Origin of the sequence: Bacillus sp. FSL R5-0576 (genome assembly GCF_038004765.1) — a bacterium.
Lineage (GTDB): Bacteria > Bacillota > Bacilli > Bacillales > Bacillaceae > Bacillus > Bacillus subtilis.
Genome location: NZ_JBBORU010000001.1, coordinates 1,813,923 through 1,833,828, shown reverse-complemented (window position 1 = coordinate 1,833,828; position 19,906 = coordinate 1,813,923). Strand labels below are relative to the sequence as shown.

General features: G+C 43.9%; 17 protein-coding genes and 1 pseudogene. 12 read left to right on the top strand and 6 right to left on the bottom strand.

Features of this window, described 5'->3' with window-relative positions:
- Position 1 precedes the first annotated feature (1 nt).
- The 7 genes from NX903_RS09220 (at position 2) to nrnB (ending at position 7,863) form a co-directional block, all read left to right on the top strand.
- Positions 2–1,651 carry an AMP-binding protein gene (locus NX903_RS09220; RefSeq protein ID WP_086343899.1) on the top strand — a complete coding sequence of 550 codons (1,650 nt, stop codon included), beginning with the start codon at positions 2–4 and terminating at the stop codon, positions 1,649–1,651.
- A 9-nt stretch (positions 1,652–1,660) separates the two neighbouring features.
- On the top strand, positions 1,661–2,995 hold the full coding sequence (locus NX903_RS09215) for an acetyl-CoA carboxylase biotin carboxylase subunit (RefSeq protein ID WP_086343898.1): 1,335 nt from the start codon (positions 1,661–1,663) through the stop codon (positions 2,993–2,995).
- A 14-nt stretch (positions 2,996–3,009) separates the two neighbouring features.
- Positions 3,010–3,231 carry an acetyl-CoA carboxylase biotin carboxyl carrier protein subunit gene (locus NX903_RS09210; protein ID WP_021479784.1) on the top strand — a complete coding sequence of 74 codons (222 nt, stop codon included), beginning with the start codon at positions 3,010–3,012 and terminating at the stop codon, positions 3,229–3,231.
- 14 nt (positions 3,232–3,245) lie between these two features.
- Positions 3,246–4,145 (top strand): hydroxymethylglutaryl-CoA lyase, encoded by a 900-nt coding sequence (gene ldeG / locus NX903_RS09205; protein ID WP_086343897.1) that lies wholly within the window; start codon positions 3,246–3,248, stop codon positions 4,143–4,145.
- 20 nt (positions 4,146–4,165) lie between these two features.
- Positions 4,166–4,948: an enoyl-CoA hydratase gene (locus NX903_RS09200; protein WP_086343896.1), complete on the top strand. Its 783-nt coding sequence runs from the start codon at positions 4,166–4,168 to the stop codon at positions 4,946–4,948.
- 10 nt (positions 4,949–4,958) lie between these two features.
- The gene (locus NX903_RS09195; RefSeq protein WP_080263048.1) at positions 4,959–6,494 is read left to right on the top strand and encodes an acyl-CoA carboxylase subunit beta; all 1,536 of its coding nucleotides are present in this window, start codon (positions 4,959–4,961) and stop codon (positions 6,492–6,494) included.
- Between the two features lie 169 nt (positions 6,495–6,663).
- Entirely contained in the window at positions 6,664–7,863 is a 1,200-nt protein-coding gene (nrnB, locus tag NX903_RS09190) for an oligoribonuclease NrnB (protein ID WP_086343895.1), read from the top strand.
- A gap of 48 nt (positions 7,864–7,911) precedes the next feature.
- Here nrnB and NX903_RS09185 read toward each other — a convergent pair whose 3' ends face one another.
- The 3 genes from NX903_RS09185 to NX903_RS09175 all read right to left on the bottom strand — a co-directional run bounded on the left by NX903_RS09185 (position 7,912) and on the right by NX903_RS09175 (position 9,927).
- Positions 7,912–8,508, bottom strand: coding sequence for a DedA family protein (locus NX903_RS09185; protein ID WP_086343894.1), 597 nt, complete (start codon positions 8,506–8,508; stop codon positions 7,912–7,914).
- A gap of 72 nt (positions 8,509–8,580) precedes the next feature.
- Positions 8,581–9,474: a UTP--glucose-1-phosphate uridylyltransferase GalU gene (gene galU, locus NX903_RS09180; RefSeq protein ID WP_014479952.1), complete on the bottom strand. Its 894-nt coding sequence runs from the start codon at positions 9,472–9,474 to the stop codon at positions 8,581–8,583.
- A 6-nt stretch (positions 9,475–9,480) separates the two neighbouring features.
- Positions 9,481–9,927, bottom strand: coding sequence for a GtrA family protein (locus NX903_RS09175; protein ID WP_046381058.1), 447 nt, complete (start codon positions 9,925–9,927; stop codon positions 9,481–9,483).
- A gap of 635 nt (positions 9,928–10,562) precedes the next feature.
- Between NX903_RS09175 and xynD the strand changes: the two genes are divergently transcribed.
- The 4 genes and pseudogenes from xynD to NX903_RS09155 form a co-directional block, all read left to right on the top strand.
- Complete coding sequence (xynD, locus tag NX903_RS09170; RefSeq protein ID WP_086343893.1) at positions 10,563–12,104, top strand: alpha-L-arabinofuranosidase; 1,542 nt, start codon at positions 10,563–10,565, stop codon at positions 12,102–12,104.
- Between the two features lie 120 nt (positions 12,105–12,224).
- The gene (gene xynC / locus NX903_RS09165; protein ID WP_086343892.1) at positions 12,225–13,493 is read left to right on the top strand and encodes a glucuronoarabinoxylan endo-1,4-beta-xylanase XynC; all 1,269 of its coding nucleotides are present in this window, start codon (positions 12,225–12,227) and stop codon (positions 13,491–13,493) included.
- Between the two features lie 410 nt (positions 13,494–13,903).
- Complete coding sequence (locus NX903_RS09160) at positions 13,904–15,040, top strand: alpha/beta hydrolase (RefSeq protein ID WP_144486638.1); 1,137 nt, start codon at positions 13,904–13,906, stop codon at positions 15,038–15,040.
- 149 nt (positions 15,041–15,189) lie between these two features.
- Positions 15,190–15,361 (top strand): annotated as a pseudogene (locus NX903_RS09155) (recombinase family protein); the annotation flags it as partial.
- A 147-nt stretch (positions 15,362–15,508) separates the two neighbouring features.
- Here NX903_RS09155 and NX903_RS09150 read toward each other — a convergent pair.
- The 3 genes from NX903_RS09150 to NX903_RS09140 all read right to left on the bottom strand — a co-directional run bounded on the left by NX903_RS09150 (position 15,509) and on the right by NX903_RS09140 (position 19,038).
- Positions 15,509–15,772: a YnfE family protein gene (locus NX903_RS09150; protein ID WP_003231535.1), complete on the bottom strand. Its 264-nt coding sequence runs from the start codon at positions 15,770–15,772 to the stop codon at positions 15,509–15,511.
- Between the two features lie 66 nt (positions 15,773–15,838).
- Complete coding sequence (gene eglS / locus NX903_RS09145; RefSeq protein WP_086343891.1) at positions 15,839–17,338, bottom strand: endo-1,4-beta-glucanase EglS; 1,500 nt, start codon at positions 17,336–17,338, stop codon at positions 15,839–15,841.
- A 302-nt stretch (positions 17,339–17,640) separates the two neighbouring features.
- Positions 17,641–19,038 carry an alanine/glycine:cation symporter family protein gene (locus NX903_RS09140; RefSeq protein ID WP_086343890.1) on the bottom strand — a complete coding sequence of 466 codons (1,398 nt, stop codon included), beginning with the start codon at positions 19,036–19,038 and terminating at the stop codon, positions 17,641–17,643.
- Positions 19,039–19,548: 510 nt separating this feature from the next.
- Between NX903_RS09140 and NX903_RS09135 the strand changes: the two genes are divergently transcribed.
- On the top strand, positions 19,549–19,902 hold the full coding sequence (locus NX903_RS09135; protein ID WP_003245190.1) for a hypothetical protein: 354 nt from the start codon (positions 19,549–19,551) through the stop codon (positions 19,900–19,902).
- The last annotated feature ends 4 nt before the right edge of the window (positions 19,903–19,906 follow it).

The following is a 19,906-nucleotide window of genomic DNA, read 5'->3' as shown; positions in this document are numbered from 1 at the left end:
AATGGCTGAACTCATCCATTCCACAATCGGCAGGCTGCTGGAACAAACAGCTGAAGCGCATCCCGATCGAGAAGCGGTTGTTTATCCAGACCTAAATATCCGCTATACGTACGCCCAATTTGACAATCTTTGCCGTCAAACCGCTAAAGGTCTCATGCGGATGGGGATTGGAAAAGGAGATCACGTCGCCATATGGGCTTCTAATATCCCTGAATGGCTTGCCGTCCAGTTCGCAACTGCAAAGATCGGAGCCGTGCTCGTAACCGTCAATACCAATTATCAAGCACACGAGCTTGATTACTTGTTAAAGCAATCGGATGCCGCGGCACTTATCATCATGGATTCATACAGAGGCACTTCTTATCCAGACATCGTGAACAGTTTAATACCAGAACTGCAAGAAGCAATGCCCGGCCAACTGAAATCAGAACGCTATCCCTTTTTAAAAACGCTGATCTATATTGGCAATAAACGGTTGCCTGGCATGTATCATTGGGACGATACAGAGATATTGGCGAAAACAGTGACAGATGCTGAGCTTGAAGAGAGAATGAACAGCCTGGATAAAGACGATGTGATTAATATGCAATACACATCAGGAACGACAGGGTTTCCAAAAGGCGTGATGCTGACCCATTTCAATGTCATCAATAACGCTGCTAATATCGCTGAATGTATGGTTTTAACCTCTCAAGACCGCATGTGCATCCCGGTTCCGTTTTTTCACTGCTTTGGATGCGTGCTTGGGGTTTTAGCATGTGTATCCGTCGGGGCAGCCATGATACCCGTGCAAGAATTTGATCCCGTTACCGTCCTTAAAACGGTAGAAAAAGAGAAATGCACGGCGCTCCATGGTGTGCCTACCATGTTTATCGCCGAGCTGCATCATCCGGATTTTGATGCATATGATCTATCGACGCTCCGAACAGGAATCATGGCCGGCTCTCCTTGTCCAAGTGAAGTGATGAAAGCTGTGATTGAAAGGATGGGCATGAAAGACATTACGATCGCCTATGGACAAACCGAAGCCTCGCCAGTCATTACGCAAACGAGAGCAAATGATTCCTTCATAAGAAGAGTCGAAACAACCGGCCGCGCCCTGCCACATACTGAAGTGAAAATTGTAGAACCCGGGACATGTCAAGAAGTTCAAAGAGGCATGCAGGGAGAACTGTGCACCCGCGGCTATCACGTCATGAAAGGCTATTATAAAGACAAAGAAGCGACCAGAAAAGCAATCAATCACGACGAATGGCTGTTTACCGGAGATCTTGCTGTCATGGATGAAGACGGGTACTGCCGCATCACCGGAAGATTAAAAGATATGCTCATCAGAGGCGGCGAGAACATTTATCCGCGGGAAATTGAAGAATTTTTATACCGGCATCCCGCTGTTTTAGATGTACAGGTCGTTGGTGTGCCTGACGCCAAATTCGGGGAGGAAGCTGCTGCCTGGATTAAACTGAAAGACGGTAAAAGCGTTTCACCTGATGAGCTTAAAGCCTATTGCAAAGGGAAAATCGCCCGCCACAAAATTCCGCGTTATGTTATTTTTACGGATGACTATCCGATGACGGCCTCAGGCAAAATTCAAAAATATAAACTGCGAGAAAAAACGATTGAAATGTTCAACTTATCATCAAGTCAATGAGGTGAAATCATGTTTACAAAAGTACTGATCGCCAACCGCGGTGAAATTGCAATGAGAATTATCCGAACATGCAGCCGTCTCGGCATTAAAACGGTCGCGGTTTATTCAGAAGCAGACAAGGACGCGCCCCATACAAAAGCCGCTACAGAGGCTTATTTGATCGGGGAATCGAGAGTCAGTGAAAGTTATTTAAATATAGAGAGAATCATAAAAACGGCGAAAAAAGCAAATGCCGACGCGATCCACCCTGGATATGGATTGTTATCAGAAAACAGCCGATTCGCTGAACGCTGCAAGCAAGAAAACATCGTGTTTATCGGGCCTTCCCCTGATATCATCGCAAAGATGGGCAGCAAAATTGAAGCGCGAAAAGCAATGGAGGCTGCAGGAGTCCCTGTGGTGCCGGGCGTTTCTGAATCCCTCGGAGATATAGAGGCAGCCTGCCGCACCGCAAGTCAAATCGGCTATCCTGTCATGCTGAAAGCTTCAGCGGGCGGAGGCGGCATCGGAATGCAGCGTGTTGAAAATGAAGAAGCATTAAAAAAAGCGTACGAGGGAAACAAAAAACGCGCAGCAGATTTTTTCGGTGACGGGTCGATGTATATAGAAAAAGTTATTGAACATGCGCGTCACATCGAGGTTCAGCTTTTGGCCGATCAACACGGCCATACAGTACATCTGTTTGAACGTGATTGCTCTGTTCAGAGGCGCCACCAAAAAGTCATTGAAGAAGCACCGTCTCCATTTGTAGACGATGAACTAAGAATGAAGATCGGGCAAACAGCGGTAAAAGCAGCGAAGGCAATCGGCTATACGAACGCAGGCACCATCGAATTTATAGTTGACCAGAAGCAAAATTTTTATTTCCTCGAAATGAATACGAGACTGCAAGTTGAACACCCCGTGACTGAAGAAATAACAGGCCTGGACTTAGTTGAGCAGCAGCTGCGGATTGCTGCGGGCCATACACTCACATTCTCCCAAAAAGACATCCAACGGAACGGGCATGCGATAGAGGTTCGAATATACGCGGAAGATCCCAAGACCTTCTTCCCGTCACCAGGTACGATCACTGCGTTTTCACTTCCTGACCAAAAAGGAGTCAGACACGAATGTGCGGTAGCAAAAGACAGCACCGTTACCCCTTTTTATGACCCGATGATCGCTAAGATGATTGTCAAAGGCCAAACCAGAACAGAAGCAATTGAAAAACTAGAGACAGCGCTTCGCGACTATCGTGTAGAGGGAATCAAAACAAATCTTCCGCTTCTCATACAGGCTGCGGCAACAAAGGCATTTAAAGAAGGGGATGTCACGACTGACTTTTTGAAACAACACCTATAAAGGAGGCAGTTGTCATGACGGTTAACATACAAATGGCAGGAAACCTGTGGAAAGTCCACGTCAAAGCCGGCGACCAAATCGAAAAGGGCCAGGAGGTAGCCATTTTGGAATCGATGAAAATGGAAATCCCGATCGTTGCAGATAGAAGCGGAATCGTAAAAGAAGTCAAAAAAAATGAAGGCGACTTTGTAAATGAAGGAGACGTACTGCTCGAACTGAGCGATTCCACTCAATAATTTGGAGGAAGACCATGACATATCCTAAAAAAGTGACAATCAAAGAAGTCGGCCCGCGTGACGGCTTACAAAACGAGCCCGTATGGATCTCAACAGAGGATAAAATAACCTGGATCAACCAGCTTTCCAGGACAGGGCTTTCTTATATTGAAATCACATCCTTCGTTCACCCGAAATGGATTCCGGCGCTTCGAGATGCTATCGATGTAGCAAAAGGCATCGACCGAGAAAAAGGGGTAACGTACGCGGCACTTGTCCCGAATCAAAGAGGACTGGAGAATGCACTTGAAGGAGGCATTAACGAGGCTTGCGTTTTTATGTCCGCCAGCGAGACGCACAACAGAAAAAACATCAATAAATCCACTTCTGAATCCCTTCATATACTCAAACAAGTAAACAACGACGCACAAAAAGCAAACCTCACAACAAGAGCCTACCTCTCGACTGTTTTCGGCTGTCCGTACGAAAAAGATGTCCCCATTGAACAAGTCATTCGCCTTTCAGAAGCTCTATTTGAATTTGGGATTTCTGAACTTTCGCTTGGAGATACGATTGGAGCGGCTAATCCCGCCCAAGTGGAAACTGTACTTGAAGCTCTTTTGGCACGATTCCCGGCTAATCAAATTGCCTTGCATTTTCATGATACGAGAGGAACCGCTCTGGCCAACATGGTCACAGCACTCCAAATGGGCATCACGGTGTTCGACGGCTCGGCAGGCGGGCTTGGGGGATGCCCATATGCGCCAGGTTCATCAGGAAACGCCGCAACTGAGGATATCGTGTACATGCTTGAACAGATGGATATCAAAACAAATGTAAAGCTAGAAAAACTGCTATCTGCGGCCAAATGGATTGAAGAAAAAATGGGCAAACCGCTGCCGAGCAGAAATTTACAGGTGTTTAAATCATCTTGATAAAAGGGAGGACGCATACAATGGGAGATTCTATTCTTTTTACTGTTAAAAATGAACATATTGCGTTGATCACCTTAAACAGGCCTCAGGCAGCAAATGCTCTTTCAGCGGAAATGCTTAGAAACCTGCAAATGATTATCCAGGAAATTGAATTTAACTCAAACATCCGTTGCGTCATCCTCACAGGCACCGGTGAAAAAGCGTTTTGTGCAGGGGCAGACCTAAAGGAACGGATAAAACTGAAAGAAGATCAGGTTCTGGAAAGTGTATCTCTCATTCAAAGAACGGCGGCTTTACTTGATGCCTTGCCGCAGCCGGTCATAGCTGCGATAAATGGAAGCGCATTAGGCGGCGGACTAGAATTGGCATTGGCATGCGACCTTCGAATCGCAACTGAATCAGCTGTGCTGGGACTTCCGGAAACAGGGTTAGCTATTATCCCGGGCGCTGGAGGGACCCAAAGGCTGCCCCGGCTGATTGGCAGAGGAAAAGCAAAAGAATTCATTTATACAGGCAGACGCGTGACCGCACACGAAGCAAAAGAAATCGGCCTTGTAGAGCATGTCACCGCTCCTTGTGACCTTATGCCAAAAGCAAAGGAACTGGCCGCAGCCATTTCTGCCAACGGGCCGATCGCTGTCCGTCAGGCTAAATTTGCAATCAATAGAGGATTGGAGACAGATCTCGCTACAGGCCTTGCGATTGAACAAAAAGCGTATGAACAAACCATCCCGACAAAAGACAGGAGAGAAGGGCTTCAGGCCTTTCAAGAAAAAAGACGGGCCGTATACAAGGGAATATAAAAGGGAGGCAATGCTCATGGATTATGAAAAGGAACGAACAGAACGGGCTGAACGGATTCGAAAAGGCGGAGCGGAAAAGTATCATCAAAGCAATCGGGAAAAAGGCAAGCTCTTTGTCAGAGAGCGGCTTTCCCTTCTCTTTGACGATGACATTGAGCTAGAAGACGCTTTTTTTGCGGAATGTATGTCAGACGGGCTTCCCGCTGACGGAGTTGTCACCGCTATCGGCAAAATCGGCGGCCAAACTGTTTGCGTCATGGCGAATGATTCAACAGTGAAAGCGGGGTCATGGGGAGCTAAAACAGTTGAAAAAATCATCAGAATTCAAGAAACCGCCGAAAAATTAAACTGTCCGCTCATTTATTTAGTCGATTCGGCAGGCGCCCGAATTACCGACCAAATCAATGTCTTTCCAGGGAGACGCGGTGCAGGAAGAATTTTTTACAATCAAGTCAAATTATCGGGACGCATTCCGCAAATCTGTCTGCTTTTCGGACCATCTGCAGCAGGTGGCGCTTATATTCCGGCCTTCTGTGATATCGTCGTTATGGTAGACGGTAACGCCTCCATGTATTTAGGCTCGCCAAGGATGGCGGAAATGGTTATTGGCGAAAAAGTGTCTCTTGAAGAAATGGGTGGCGCCCGTATGCATTGCTCAATCTCCGGCTGCGGAGATATTCTTGCAGAAACTGAAGTAGAAGCCATACAGCTGGCGCGGGCTTATTTGTCCTACTTTCCGACAAATTTTCAAGAAAAAGCGCCTATTCATGAGAAACGCCCGCCAAAACACTTCGAAACTCCGCTTGCCGACGTCATTCCGCAAAATCAAAACGCACCATTTGATATGCATGAGCTGATTGAGCGGGTCATAGATGAAGACTCATTTTTTGAGATCAAAGCCTTATTTGCACCGGAATTATTGACGGGCCTCGCACGAATCCACGGACAGCCTGTCGGCATTGTTGCAAACCAGCCGAAGGTAAAAGGAGGCGTCTTATTCCACGATTCAGCAGACAAAGCGGCTAAGTTTATTACCTTATGTGACGCTTTTCATATCCCATTGCTGTTCTTAGCCGATATCCCGGGTTTTATGATTGGCACAAAAGTAGAACAGGCTGGGATTATCAGACACGGAGCGAAAATGATTTCTGCGATGTCAGAGGCAACTGTTCCAAAACTCTCTGTCATTGTCCGAAAAGCTTACGGGGCGGGGTTGTATGCAATGGCAGGGCCGGCATTTGAACCGGATTGCTGTCTAGCGCTCCCAACCGCCCAAATCGCCGTCATGGGCCCTGAGGCAGCTGTAAACGCTGTCTACGCTAAAAAAATCGCCGAGCTGCCAGAAGAAGAGAGAGCCGCATTTATCAGCAGCAAACGGGAGGAATACAAAGAGGACATCAATATCTACCGTCTGGCTTCAGAAATGATCATTGATGCTGTTATCCCAGCCAATTCGCTGCGTGATGAGCTGGCCAAACGGCTCAAGGCATACATGACAAAGGAAATGACATTTACCAATCGAAAGCATCCGGTTTATCCAGTGTAAAAGCAAGAACTTAGGAGCGCAAAAAAAGCGCTCCTTTATATATTTACAATAACAACATTATGTCAACTAATTACCTTTGCATAAAACGCTTTGTTTTTTAGAATAGTAAATAAAGGCTGCCGCACCTCTAGCGGCAATTGTCAGTTTATCATAAAAAGGGGCCTACATTATGTATCATTTATATTCACATAACGACTTGGACGGAGTAGGATGCGGAATCGTAGCAAAATTGGCGTTCGGAAAAGACGTAGAGGTCCGGTATAACTCTGTCAACGGCTTAAACGCACAGGTGCAGTACTTTTTAGAAAAAGCGAAGGAGAGCAACAGACAGGACGCGTTATTCATCACCGATCTCGCCGTCAATGAAGAAAACGAAGAGAGATTGAATGAGTATGTTCATGCAGGGGGCAAAGTGAAGCTCATTGACCATCATAAAACAGCTCTTCATTTGAATGAGCATGAATGGGGATTTGTCCAGGTGGAATACGATGATGGAAGGCTCACATCCGCGACATCGCTTTTATATGGTTATCTCGTTGAAAATGGCTTCATGAAACCGACAAATGCCTTAGATCAATTCACAGAGCTCGTCCGCCAATACGATACATGGGAGTGGGAGCGGTACGATCAAAAACAGGCGAAGCGGCTTAATGATCTTTTCTTTTTGCTGTCAATCGATGAATTTGAAGCAAAAATGATCCAGCGCCTTTCCGCGCATGACGAATTTTTCTTCGATGATTTTGAAGAAAAACTGCTTGATTTAGAAGACGAAAAAATCGAGCGCTACCTCCGCAGAAAGAAAAGGGAAATGGTACAAACCTTTGTTCACGAACACTGTGTAGGCATCGTTCACGCTGAATCGTACCATTCAGAGCTGGGGAACAGGCTAGGGAAAGATAATCCGCACCTCGATTACATTGCGATTTTGAGCATGGGGTCAAAACGAGTCAGTCTCCGCACCATTCATGATTACATCGATGTGTCAGAAATCGCCGGCCGATATGGCGGCGGAGGGCATGCAAAAGCGTCCGGCTGTTCAATAACCGATGAAGTATACGAGTTGTTTGTAGCTGAAGCTTTCCGTATTGATCCTGTACGGCCGGATGCCTTCCGTAACATCTATAATCTAAAGGGATCTGCGAATGGATCATTATATGAAAATCGCGCACAAATGAGATTTTTTCTTTTCCCTATAGACAACGAATGGAATATTCAAATTAACGGAGAAACCCAAGACGAAACATTCGCAGCGTTTGAAGAGGCAGAATGGTTTATTAAGAGAAATTATGCCGCATCGCTCGTGCGGGATGAAGTGTTTGTCGCATTTTTAGCGGAGAATCTGAAGCTGGCAAATCAACATCGGAAGTAAAAAAATATGCATAGGGGAGCGTCAGTCACCCCTATGCATATCCGCTAGCTATCGTTTAAATATGGCTGTACGTTTCTTAATCACAAAATAAAGGGCTATCACGACAACAGCCAATATCATAATCGGTGTTGTATAAGTGCCCGCTATATTCTCAACATCATCCCACTGGCTTCCTAGCTGTATGCCTAAATAAACAAACAGAATAGACCATGGAATGATAGCAAGCACAGTCAGTACCACAAATTTGAGAAAAGGCATTCTGGCAATACCTGCCGGAATGGATATGGCATGTCTGACAACCGGTATAAAACGAGCCGAGAAGACAACTCCGGCGCCGTATTTCTGAAACCAGTTTTCCGACATGTCGATATGATGCTTTTTAATCAATAAATACTTCCCGTATTTGTCCAGAAATGGCCTGCCGCCATAGCGACCGATCCAGTAAATAAAGATCTGGGCAATGGTACCCCCAATAACACCCGCAATAATTGCGCCAATAAATCCAATCGTGCCTTCCGATACCATATAGCCGCCATAAGCTAATACAATCTCACTCGGAATGATTTCAATCATTAACCCAATCGCAATACCCGCATATCCCATGTTCGTCAGCCATGTTAAAATTTCGTTTATCAAACTGCCCACATTCTTCACAACCTGTCCTAATCTTTTTCACTATTATATGACTGATTGACGAGCAAGATGGTTACAATTTTTTTACCGCAGCATTTCTTTCGTTTCCCGTTTGATCACATCTTCTAAATAGGCCAAAAGCTGAGATCTCATTTCGGAACGCATTAAGCCGATTTCGGTGCTCGCTTTAAAACAGCCTAGCTTATCGCCAATGTCATATCGATTTCCTTCCAGCAGCCGGGCGTGGATCGGCTCCTTACGGCAAACCTCACGAAGCGCATCTGTCAGCTGAATTTCGTTGCCCGCGCCTCTGCCAATTGTCTTCAAAACGGAGAAGATCGAAGAATTCAGCACATAACGTCCCATTACTGCGATTTCCGAAGGTGCTTCTTCAGGAGAAGGCTTTTCCACTAAATCGTTCACTTCGTATACATGCCCTTGAGACCCTGATGTATTTATAATACCATATTTGCTGACATCCTCAGGGAGAACTGACTGTACACCGACAACCTCTGTGCCATAAACGTCATATACATCCATTAATTGCCGAAGAGCCGGTGTTTCAGACACCATAATATCATCACCTAAGAGAACGGCAAAAGGCTCATCTCCGATAAAATGCTCCGCACACAGCACCGCATGGCCTAATCCGAGCGGTTCTTTCTGGCGGATGTAATGAATGTTGGCCAAATCGGCAATCTGCTGCATTTCCTTAAGTGTCTCCGTCTTGCCTTTTTCCCGAAGATTGAATTCCAATTCCGCCGACCGATCAAAATGATCTTCAATTGAGCGTTTGTTTCTCCCTGTAATAATCAATATATCTTCAATTCCTGACTCTGCGGCCTCTTCTACAATATATTGGATCGCCGGTTTGTCGACGATTGGGAGCATTTCTTTAGGCTGCGCCTTTGTCGCCGGCAGAAATCTCGTTCCTAAACCCGCTGCGGGAATAACCGCTTTTCTCACTTTTTTTCTCATTCATCCTCACTCCTGATCCTGTATGTTTTTCAGCGAATCTCCAAATACCCAGATTCGGTTTCCAATAAAATTCATCATCATTCCGCCGATAGTGGCGGCGAGCTTGCTCACCAATAGCGAACAGCCACAGTTTTGAAACAAATAAAGCAGCAAAAAGGTGATCCCTGACGCGGCAATATTAATCATGAGAAAACGCACGATCTCTTTCCCGTCAGCCTTACCTTTCACACAAAACGTCCAATTCCGGTTCCACACATAGCTGTTGACGATACCTGCAGTATAGGAGCAGATCTGCGCCGGCAGATAAGAGACGTGACAAGCGGTAAGAAGAAAGAAGACACCAAAATCTATCAGCGTATTGCCGACGCCTACGGTGCAAAAACGGCCTAATGTCTTTATTTTTTCTTTCAGCGTAACGAACCTCCCTTCATAAAAGATGCGAGTGGCAGTCATATTTGTTGATATGGATTACTATAGCGGACAGTGTTGAATAAACAATTAATAAAATATGAACAAAACATGAAAAAGCGGGTATACCGCTCAATAGTTCTTATACTCTTGAAAAAACAGCCGCATTGACGGCTGTTTTTTTGTGTCTGAAAACTATCTTTACATACAAATATAAACGGAGTGTTAGCCCCATCTTATCAATGAATAAATGTATCCAGTTCCTTTGTAGAATCGAACACTAACTCCTCCAAAAGTTTCTATACACAATTTTTTTAATGATGTAGGATGTTAGATAAAGGGATATCTTGGATAATGATGTAATTTCCGTTCAATGTGATTAGTGGGAGGCCATGAACAATCCTGTCTTTTTATTTTCTGGACAATGGTCGCTAGGAATGGGGAAATTTTTTTGAACAATTTTGAAGGAGTGGTGCGATCTCCTCGAAGGAAGGAGAGAATGGAAACACATGAAGATGAGCTTTCAGAACAGGAACTGGGAACATTCGATCCATGTATGCAAAATTAATTTTCCAGGCTAAACAGCTTCCGGCTACTTTATGCGTGCGTTCTTCGTGACCTGTTGTCATCAAAATTTCAAAAGGAAATACCCTATTTTGGAAAAGGGAGGATGTGAAGTGATGAGCAAAAAGTATAGCGTATGTTTATGGGTTCTTGCTTTACTTTTGAGCTGCTTAGCTGGGAAGTCTGCGTATGCTGCCACAAATACTACAATTGCAAAACATATAGGGAATTCAAACCCGCTTATCGACCATCATTTGGGAGCGGATCCGGTTGCGCTGACCTATAACGGAAGAGTCTACATCTATATGTCAAGTGATGACTATGAATATAATAGCAACGGAACAATTAAAGATAATTCATTTGCCAATTTGAATAGAGTATTCGTCATATCTTCAGCGGATATGGTGAACTGGACAGACCACGGAGCCATTCCGGTAGCAGGTGTCAATGGAGCTAATGGAGGCCGTGGAATTGCAAAATGGGCAGGTGCGTCATGGGCACCGTCAATCGCAGTTAAAAAAATCAATGGCAAGGATAAATTCTTCCTTTATTTCGCAAACAGCGGCGGAGGTATCGGGGTTCTCACCGCAGACAGCCCGATTGGTCCATGGACCGACCCAATCGGAAAACCGCTCGTAACGCCAAGTACGCCAGGAATGTCTGGTGTTGTATGGCTTTTTGATCCGGCAGTATTTGTAGATGATGACGGAACCGGTTACCTGTATGCCGGCGGAGGCGTTCCTGGCGGTTCAAATCCAACGCAGGCACAATGGGCCAATCCTAAAACGGCTAGAGTCATAAAATTGGGATCTGATATGACGAGTGTTGTTGGAAGTGCATCTACAATTGATGCGCCTTTCATGTTTGAAGATTCGGGATTGCACAAGTATAACGGAACATATTATTACTCCTATTGCATCAATTTCGGCGGCACGCATCCGGCCGATAAACCCCCGGGTGAGATCGGCTACATGACAAGTTCAAGTCCCATGGGCCCCTTTACATATAGAGGGCATTTCCTGAAAAATCCGGGTGCATTTTTCGGAGGCGGCGGAAACAACCATCATGCTGTTTTCAATTTTAAAAACGAGTGGTATGCAGTGTACCATGCTCAAACTGTCAGTTCCGCTTTGTTCGGGGCCGGCAAAGGATACCGTTCTCCACATATTAATAAGCTGGTGCATAATGCAGATGGATCTATTCAAGAGGTAGCGGCAAATTATGCAGGTGTAACACAGCTTTCCAATTTAAACCCATATAACCGGGTAGAAGCTGAAACGTTTGCTTGGAATGGACGCATTTTGACAGAGAAATCGACAGCACCCGGCGGGCCAGTAAATAATCAGCATGTAACAAGCATTCAAAATGGAGACTGGATTGCTGTAGGAAATGCAGACTTCGGAGCGGGCGGTGCCAGGACATTTAAAGCAAATGTAGCATCCACTATAGGCGGGAAAATAGAAGTGCGCCTCGACAGTGCAGACGGTAAACTTGTAGGAACCCTAAATGTACCTTCCACAGGTGGAGCGCAAACGTGGAGAGAAATAGAAACTCCAGTAAGCGGGGCAACCGGTGTGCACAAAGTATTCTTTGTATTTACCGGAACAGGTACAGGAAACTTGCTTAATTTTGATTACTGGCAGTTTACGCAAAGATAGTACTCGTAATGGGACCGCTTAAAAACGAGGCGGGTGAAGTACGGGCCAGCACCGGAACAGCCCGATATGCCATGCAGATTTTTAATACCGTAAAAGACACATGACGAAGGAGAGGAATAAATGATTCCACGCATTAAAAAAACAATTTGTGTATTATTAGTATGTTTCACTATGTTGCCAGTCATGTTAGGGCCAGGCGCTACTGAAGTTTTGGCAGCCAGTGATGTAACAGTTAATGTATCTGCAGAGAAACAAGTGATTCGCGGTTTTGGAGGGATGAATCACCCGGCTTGGATTGGGGATCTTACAGCAGCTCAAAGAGAAACTGCTTTTGGCAATGGACAGAACCAGTTAGGATTTTCAATCTTAAGAATTCATGTAGATGAAAATCGAAATAATTGGTATAAAGAGGTGGAGACTGCAAAGAGTGCGGTCAAACATGGAGCAATCGTTTTTGCTTCTCCTTGGAATCCTCCAAGTGATATGGTTGAGACCTTTAATCGTAATGGTGACACATCGGCTAAACGGCTGAAATACAACAAGTACGCAGCATACGCGCAGCATCTTAACGATTTTGTTACCTTCATGAAGAATAATGGTGTGAATCTTTACGCGATTTCGGTACAAAACGAGCCTGATTACGCTCACGAGTGGACGTGGTGGACGCCGCAAGAAATACTTCACTTTATGAGAGAAAACGCCGGCTCGATCAATGCCCGCGTCATTGCGCCTGAGTCATTTCAATACTTGAAGAATTTGTCGGACCCAATTTTAAACGATCCGCAGGCTCTTGGCAATATGGATATTCTCGGAACTCACCTGTACGGCACTCAGGTCAGTCAATTCCCTTATCCTCTTTTCAAACAAAAAGGAGCAGGAAAGGACCTTTGGATGACGGAAGTATACTATCCGAACAGTGATAACAACTCGGCGGATCGATGGCCTGAGGCATTGGATGTTTCACATCATATTCACAGTTCGATGGTAGAGGGAGATTTTCAAGCTTATGTTTGGTGGTACATCCGAAGATCATACGGTCCTATGAAAGAAGACGGCACGATCAGCAAACGCGGCTACAATATGGCTCATTTCTCAAAGTTTGTGCGTCCCGGCTATGTAAGGATTGATGCAACGAAAAACCCTAATGCGAACGTTTACGTGTCAGCCTATAAAGGTGACAACAAGGTCGTTATTGTTGCCATCAATAAAAGCAACACAGGAGTCAACCAAAACTTTGTTTTGCAGAATGGATCTGCTTCAAACGTATCTAGATGGATCACGAGCAGCAGCAGCAATCTACAACCTGGAACGAATCTCACTGTATCAGGCAATCATTTTTGGGCCCATCTTCCAGCTCAAAGCGTGACAACATTTGTTGTAAATCGTTAAGGACACCAAGACAAGCGGTACCGCATTGGAGCGGATACGAATCTAAACCCTGCACGGGAATAAAAAAGTCGAAGTCTGAAAAAAGCGATTTTCCGATCAGAAAATCGCTTTTTTCGTGTCGTACGTCGTTTTAAAGACGCATGATTCAAGGTTTTTAAATGTAGGAGGGCATCAACACGACTGGTGCACTATTACTGAGATATTATGAATATTCATGGAAGGGGAAATGTAGAACGCTTGAGTCATGGGCTGCTTGAAGATCATAAATTTTCTGACGATCTCAAGATAGCCAAGGAGTAGATATGATTCACTGAAGATGGATGTAATAGTTTCACAGTTTTGAAAAGCGCTTAAAGCGCAATGTATGTAGTTTCATTCGCCACTTTTATTAATTAAGGGGGAAGAAGAAAGTGATAACTTATGACGCATTTCCCGAACCAATTGGCGGCTATACTGTCGGTCGAACCCAGATGGATTTTGAGTACACGGCATCAGATCACTCAAAAAGAGAACTGACGGCGTTTGTGTACTATCCGTCCGACAGTAGCGAAGGTAAGACTACATCAACGTACATGTTTCCTGAAGTCTACGAGATGTTGAATGAGCAGCCGCTTCTCACAGCGTTGAAGGATGCTTACTCTATCGATATCAAGACCCAGTGTTACGACGACCTTGCTCTCTCCGGGAAGGAAAAGCGCTATCCGGTGTTATTCTATGTTTGCGGCGGGGGCGGTTCTCCAGAATGGGGTACTGTGATCTGTACAGACTTGGCAAGCATGGGATATGTAGTGGTAAGCATCGGCCATCAGAATAGCACGATGTATAAGCGTAAAGATGGGCGCCTGTTTAATGTATCAAAGGATTTTTCGGATGTCATTATGGCGTTTTCTGAAGATCCGGAGATGGTGGAGTTGGCTGGTAAGATGGAGATGCGGCCTGACGATGAAACGGCCATTGAGATGTGTCAAAATGTGCTTACACTGCCGATACTTGCCAAGTTAACAGAGTATAGCGAATTACAGGCAGAAGATATAAGGTATGTAGCCGATTATCTTTTCAAACTGGACTCTGGAGAACTGAATTCCATCTTTAAGGGCAGATTATGGCTTAATATCGGCATGGGCATAGTCGGACATTCTTATGGAGGGCCTACGACGGCGATAGTTTGCCGGGACGACGAACGGTTCGCCTGCGGGATAGGCTTGGATAGCGGTGCGTTCGGCCTTCTCGACAGCGACCTTAAGAAACCCTTCTTGCTACTGTTTTGTGAACCTAACTATAACATGAGTGCGATAATTGGCGCTAACAATAGCATGGAAACCTATTATTTCTCTGTTGATCGTGCTGCGCATTTAGATTACTGCGACATCGTGTTTACCAGTGTTAATGAGGAACTCAGAGGCAAACGGGATGCTATGGAGATGCGAAATCTTGTTACAGACTACACGAAAAGCTTTTTTGATCATTACTTACTGCAGAAGGCTGCAAGTGTGGAAAGTCTGGCATACGATGGCGTGGACTTGATCAAGAAGACCAGCAACAAGTGACATAACCGAGAGGCTGTGATAAACGCATATCAAAGAGTTAGCCGTTGAATCCAACGTCACATAAGAACACGCGGTTAATTCAATTAAGGAGGGCTTTAGTACAAAAAGAGCTAGTATCTAAGTGATACAAGCTCTTGTCTATTTGTGGCGAATTTATTAGTATACAAGATGTTTTAGATACAAGTACGCAGCCTGGTAAAGCATTTTGGTATGTAATCGTTTCTGGCCGAGTTTGAACGGAACATTATTCGTGAACGAACATTGTCTGGGCTTAAAGCAGCTAGAGCTAGAGGAAGAAAAGGTGGAAGGCCAAGAGTTAATAACTATTAAAAGAATCCGCTTTTTAGTTTACATAATATATATTCTAGGAAGTAATTAAAATAAATAAATTTCTGTCTCAATATCAAAGTATACTTAAGTTAGTGAGACAGAAATTGAAATTTTGAAATTTTACTGCTGAATGACAAATCAAAAAAATGGTGTTGTCAATCCATAATAAACTGCTTCTAAATCCTCCAGCGTCATATCGCCATATGCGCATTTGATAACAGAATCAGCAAACACATCATAGTCATAATCTGTAGAAAATCCTTGCTGCAGCTGTTTTTCGTAAACTTCGATCTGATCTTTTTGATGCTGGATGTCTTTTTCCTTACCTGGATAGTCCGGACCATTTATCATATTACTCATTTTTTTGTACAGCACCATATACTGTTTCAGTATTTCATCCACAACGCAAACCTCCTATTAGATGATAAAAACGGACATCGTTACTGATGTCCGCCAAAAAAAGCTTAACTAATTTGGTTCTGTTCCCCAAATCAGTTTTCCTTGATCATATAATGTGATTTTTTTCGTTGTTTTAAACGTATTTGATTTGAAAAAGGAATAATCGCCGCTTTGTGCATAATTGCTCCAGTCATCATTGTGAAGACGAAGCTGAATATTCCCTGTGCTTGCTCCCGGTGCCAGCGTTCCGTTTTTAAATCCAAGTTCCAGATAGGTATCCGCACCTTGCTTTGGTTTATGCAACGTCATAAACTTGTGTGTCACATTGCCGCATCCAATCTGCGCGTAGTCACAGTCAACGTTTTGGCCTTTGTTTTTCGCTTTATACCAGTAACGGGCAGTGACATCTTTTAAATCAACCGTGGTATTGCCGTTATTTTTTATTTGAAGCTGCGGACGGATTTGGTTGCTGTTCATACTCCCATCCCCTGCTCTGTATTGTACAGAAATACCGTTTTCCTGTGTGGGTTTATCTTTTGCTGGCGTTTCAGGAATGTCCTTCGTCGAATCTTTGGTGCCGAGAATGTTTTCTCTAACGAATGTTCCTGAAGCAGATAAATCTGACAACCGCCAGCCGCCTGTTTTAGATGCCCCCGGCTTTAAAGCTGAGGATGATTCCTGCTTATCAGAAAGATTCCAGTTCACCCAGCTGATGGTCTTGCTGTCGAGATATTTCAGCCATTCCCGCGACTGGTCCAGGAATACACCGCCATTGCCAGACGCGTCGCTAGTTCCCCATTCTGTCACAAAAATAGGTGCTCCTTTGCTGAGTGCATAGTTTGCTTTATCCCGTAAAAATTGGCCGTGTGTGCCGGCATAAAAATGAAGTGCGTACATAACGTTTGCATCTTTTAGCTGGTCATCGGCAGCATCATTTACATCCTGGCTCCATGTACCGGTTCCGACAATGATGATGTTGTCTGGATCATTTTTGCGGATAACGGAAATCACTTCTTCCGCATACGGTTTAATATCACGCTTCCAGTTCACATCACCGTTTGGTTCGTTTGCAATTTCATAAATGACGTTTGGCGTGTTACCGTAAAGACTTGACATTTCCTTGAAGAATTCTTTTGCCTTCTCTTTATTTTGGTTTGGATTACCGTCATTTAAGATATGCCAGTCAATGATGACATATATCCCAAGCTCTTTTGCCGCTTCAACCGCTTCTTTTACTTTATTTTTCACGGACGGGTTGTCAATATAACCGCCATCTGACGTATACATCGCTGCACGGAAAACGGTGATACCCCAATCGTCCCTCAGCCATTTTAAGCTGTCTTTATTGACATATTCTCCATACCATTGCAATCCGTGTGAACTGATCCCCTTCAGCTGTACCGCTTTACCGTCTCGGTTAACGAGCTGTGTACCTTTTATGCTAAGCTGGCCATTCTTGGCTACTGGCGTTTTTGTCCCTGCTGCTGATGCCGGCGAAGCCATCATGCCGCCCATTGTCAATAACGTAGTCAATAAACACGTAATAAAAATAGAGATTGACCGTTTCATATCTGATCTTTTCCTCCTTCGCATCATTTTGGCTCTTCACTTCTTATGAGCACGAACTCATTGTAAAAATCTTTCTCATGATTGTCTATCAACCTAATTTCTTGTTTTTGGGAGGTTTAAAAGCCTGTCAATTTACTCTATCTCCATTGAATAAGACACACATGACACATATAGAACAAAGAAAACTGGACTGAATTGGGACTTTACACGTCATTTTTCATTCGAGTCGATAAATTAAATTTATTTCCAATAATGAAAAAGCTGCATTCAACTATTGAATGCAGCTTTGTTTTATATTTATATTATGCTTCTTGTTTCTCATCTTCCCATGTTTCAGCGTTTTTCAGCCCTGGGATGTTTTTCGCTTTAAACACAGGATCAAGTCCTTGCTTACGCTGTTTCGCGTAATCTTTATACACTTTGTAAGCAACGTTTGACAGCAGCGCAATCACAATTAAGTTGATCAGCGCCATGATACCCATAAAGAGGTCCGCCATATCCCAAACGATTTGGAAGCCTGATAAAGATCCATACACAACCATAGCAATAACAGCGATACGGTAAATGTTCAGCCATGTTTTGCTTGTTTTAATAAATTCAATGTTTGTCTCGCCATAATAATAGTTGCCGACAACTGAACTGAATGCAAACAAGAACATTGCGACTGCGATGAAAGTCGGCGCCCAGCCTCCAATGTGATGGTTAAGAGCAGCCTGTGTTACTTGGATGCCGTCGCCTTTTGGTGTTACACTGTACAGCAAAATAATAAATGCTGTGGATGTACATATGATAAATGTATCGAAAAATACGCCTAATGTTTGAATAAAGCCTTGCTTTGCCGGATGGGATACATGAGCCGTCGCAGCCGCGTTTGGTGCGCTCCCCATTCCTGCTTCGTTTGAAAAAAGTCCGCGCTGCGCACCGATAACGATGATGCCGCCTATTCCGCCGCCGACGACTTGTTCAAAACCTAAAGCATTTTTAACAATTGTAGCGATCACGCCAGGGAAAGCCGTAATATTCGTGATGACAACAAATAAAGCGATAAGAATATAAATGCCTGCCATAACCGGCACAATTAGCTGTGAAACAGCGACAACACGTTTTAAACCGCCGAAAATGATAAACGCAGTTAAAACCGCCAGAACTATGGCTACAACTATTTTATTCACATGGAATGCGCCATCCAATGCTCCAGCAATTGTATTTGTTTGAACAGCGTTAAAAATCAAGCCGAATGAGACGGTAATTAAGACAGCAAAAACGATGCCAAGCCATCTCGCTCCAAGACCCTTTTGAATGTAGTAAGCCGGGCCTCCGCGGAAATCCTCCCCGTCTCTCACCTTATAAAGCTGCGCTAATGTACTCTCAACAAAGCTTGAAGCCATACCTACTGCAGCTACTACCCACATCCAAAATACAGCGCCTGGTCCGCCTGTCGCAATTGCTAAGGCTACACCAGTCAAATTCCCTGTGCCGACTCGGGATGCGGCCGAAATAAAGAATGCCTGCATAGATGAAACACCTTTATTTCCTTCCGGCTTCTCCCCTACTATTCTGAACATTTCAATAAAATAACGGAATTGGATAAAACCAAAACGTATGGTAAAAAATAATCCAAGCCCTATTAAAATATAAAATAGGTAATTCCAGATGAAATCACTTGGAATATTAATTAAACTATTGAAAAAAGACTCCATATTTACCTCCCGTTTTCATCAATTCAACACGAATTCGATTTTGATGTTAGATTTTTTAACATAACGAGTTTTATTATATCACAATATGACGAATTAGGAAGTTTTTTCGAGAAGAATATTGTCATAGCCAGATGTTACTCTGTCGACCCCTTCTCTATTATTTTCCTACGAATAAAAACATTCCTTGCAAGCTGGCTTTTAAAAAAGAGTGTCCTATTAACAATGTAATCATTTCTTCCCATTCTCTTGCCTTTCCCTTTGATTTAGCACATAAATAAAGTAATAAACCCTAAACAACAAACATATCATTTAAAATATGTTTTTATTCACACCATAAACCAGGTATACATACGCTAATAAAAGAAGTTTTCTCTTTCAAAAATAAGCAAAAAGATATATACTTAACAAGGTTAAATTTATTTTTAAATTTAATAAATCAGGTTTACTTTTAGGATGGATCGGGGTATTATTATAAAAATATTCAGTAATATTAAAGGAGGGGGAGATCATTTGAAAAAAGTAACGATATTGAAAGCATCCATCTTATTCTTGGCGATTGCCAGTTTTCATTTGTTCTCAATTCCCCACGCCTTTGATATCGGCCATCATTATAAAGCCGTAGCCGACCAGCAGGAAATGCATGAGATGAAAGCCGGCCAAAATGCTGATGATGAGAAGAAATCCATCACAGGGGCATTTACGCTGACCGCTTTATGGGCAATGGCTGTTCTGCTGCTGACCGCTGAAAGCAAAAGTACGGGATACTCCCGCAGACGTCAGCGGAAAAAAAGCTTTATACTGGCCAAATTTTATCAATCGTCTTATTTCGGCAAACTTCATGTTCAACATCACCCGATTATGTAACGAA

Coding starts and splice junctions, on each gene's coding strand:
- NX903_RS09220 (WP_086343899.1), top strand. CDS start 2: ATGGCTGAACTCATCCATTCCACAATCGGCAGGCTGCTGGAACAAACA.
- NX903_RS09215 (WP_086343898.1), top strand. CDS start 1,661: ATGTTTACAAAAGTACTGATCGCCAACCGCGGTGAAATTGCAATGAGA.
- NX903_RS09210 (WP_021479784.1), top strand. CDS start 3,010: ATGACGGTTAACATACAAATGGCAGGAAACCTGTGGAAAGTCCACGTC.
- ldeG (WP_086343897.1), top strand. CDS start 3,246: ATGACATATCCTAAAAAAGTGACAATCAAAGAAGTCGGCCCGCGTGAC.
- NX903_RS09200 (WP_086343896.1), top strand. CDS start 4,166: ATGGGAGATTCTATTCTTTTTACTGTTAAAAATGAACATATTGCGTTG.
- NX903_RS09195 (WP_080263048.1), top strand. CDS start 4,959: ATGCTCATGGATTATGAAAAGGAACGAACAGAACGGGCTGAACGGATT.
- nrnB (WP_086343895.1), top strand. CDS start 6,664: ATGTATCATTTATATTCACATAACGACTTGGACGGAGTAGGATGCGGA.
- galU (WP_014479952.1), bottom strand. CDS start 9,474: ATGAGAAAAAAAGTGAGAAAAGCGGTTATTCCCGCAGCGGGTTTAGGA.
- NX903_RS09175 (WP_046381058.1), bottom strand. CDS start 9,927: ATGACTGCCACTCGCATCTTTTATGAAGGGAGGTTCGTTACGCTGAAA.
- xynD (WP_086343893.1), top strand. CDS start 10,563: ATGAGCAAAAAGTATAGCGTATGTTTATGGGTTCTTGCTTTACTTTTG.
- xynC (WP_086343892.1), top strand. CDS start 12,225: ATGATTCCACGCATTAAAAAAACAATTTGTGTATTATTAGTATGTTTC.
- eglS (WP_086343891.1), bottom strand. CDS start 17,338: ATGAAACGGTCAATCTCTATTTTTATTACGTGTTTATTGACTACGTTA.
- NX903_RS09140 (WP_086343890.1), bottom strand. CDS start 19,038: ATGGAGTCTTTTTTCAATAGTTTAATTAATATTCCAAGTGATTTCATC.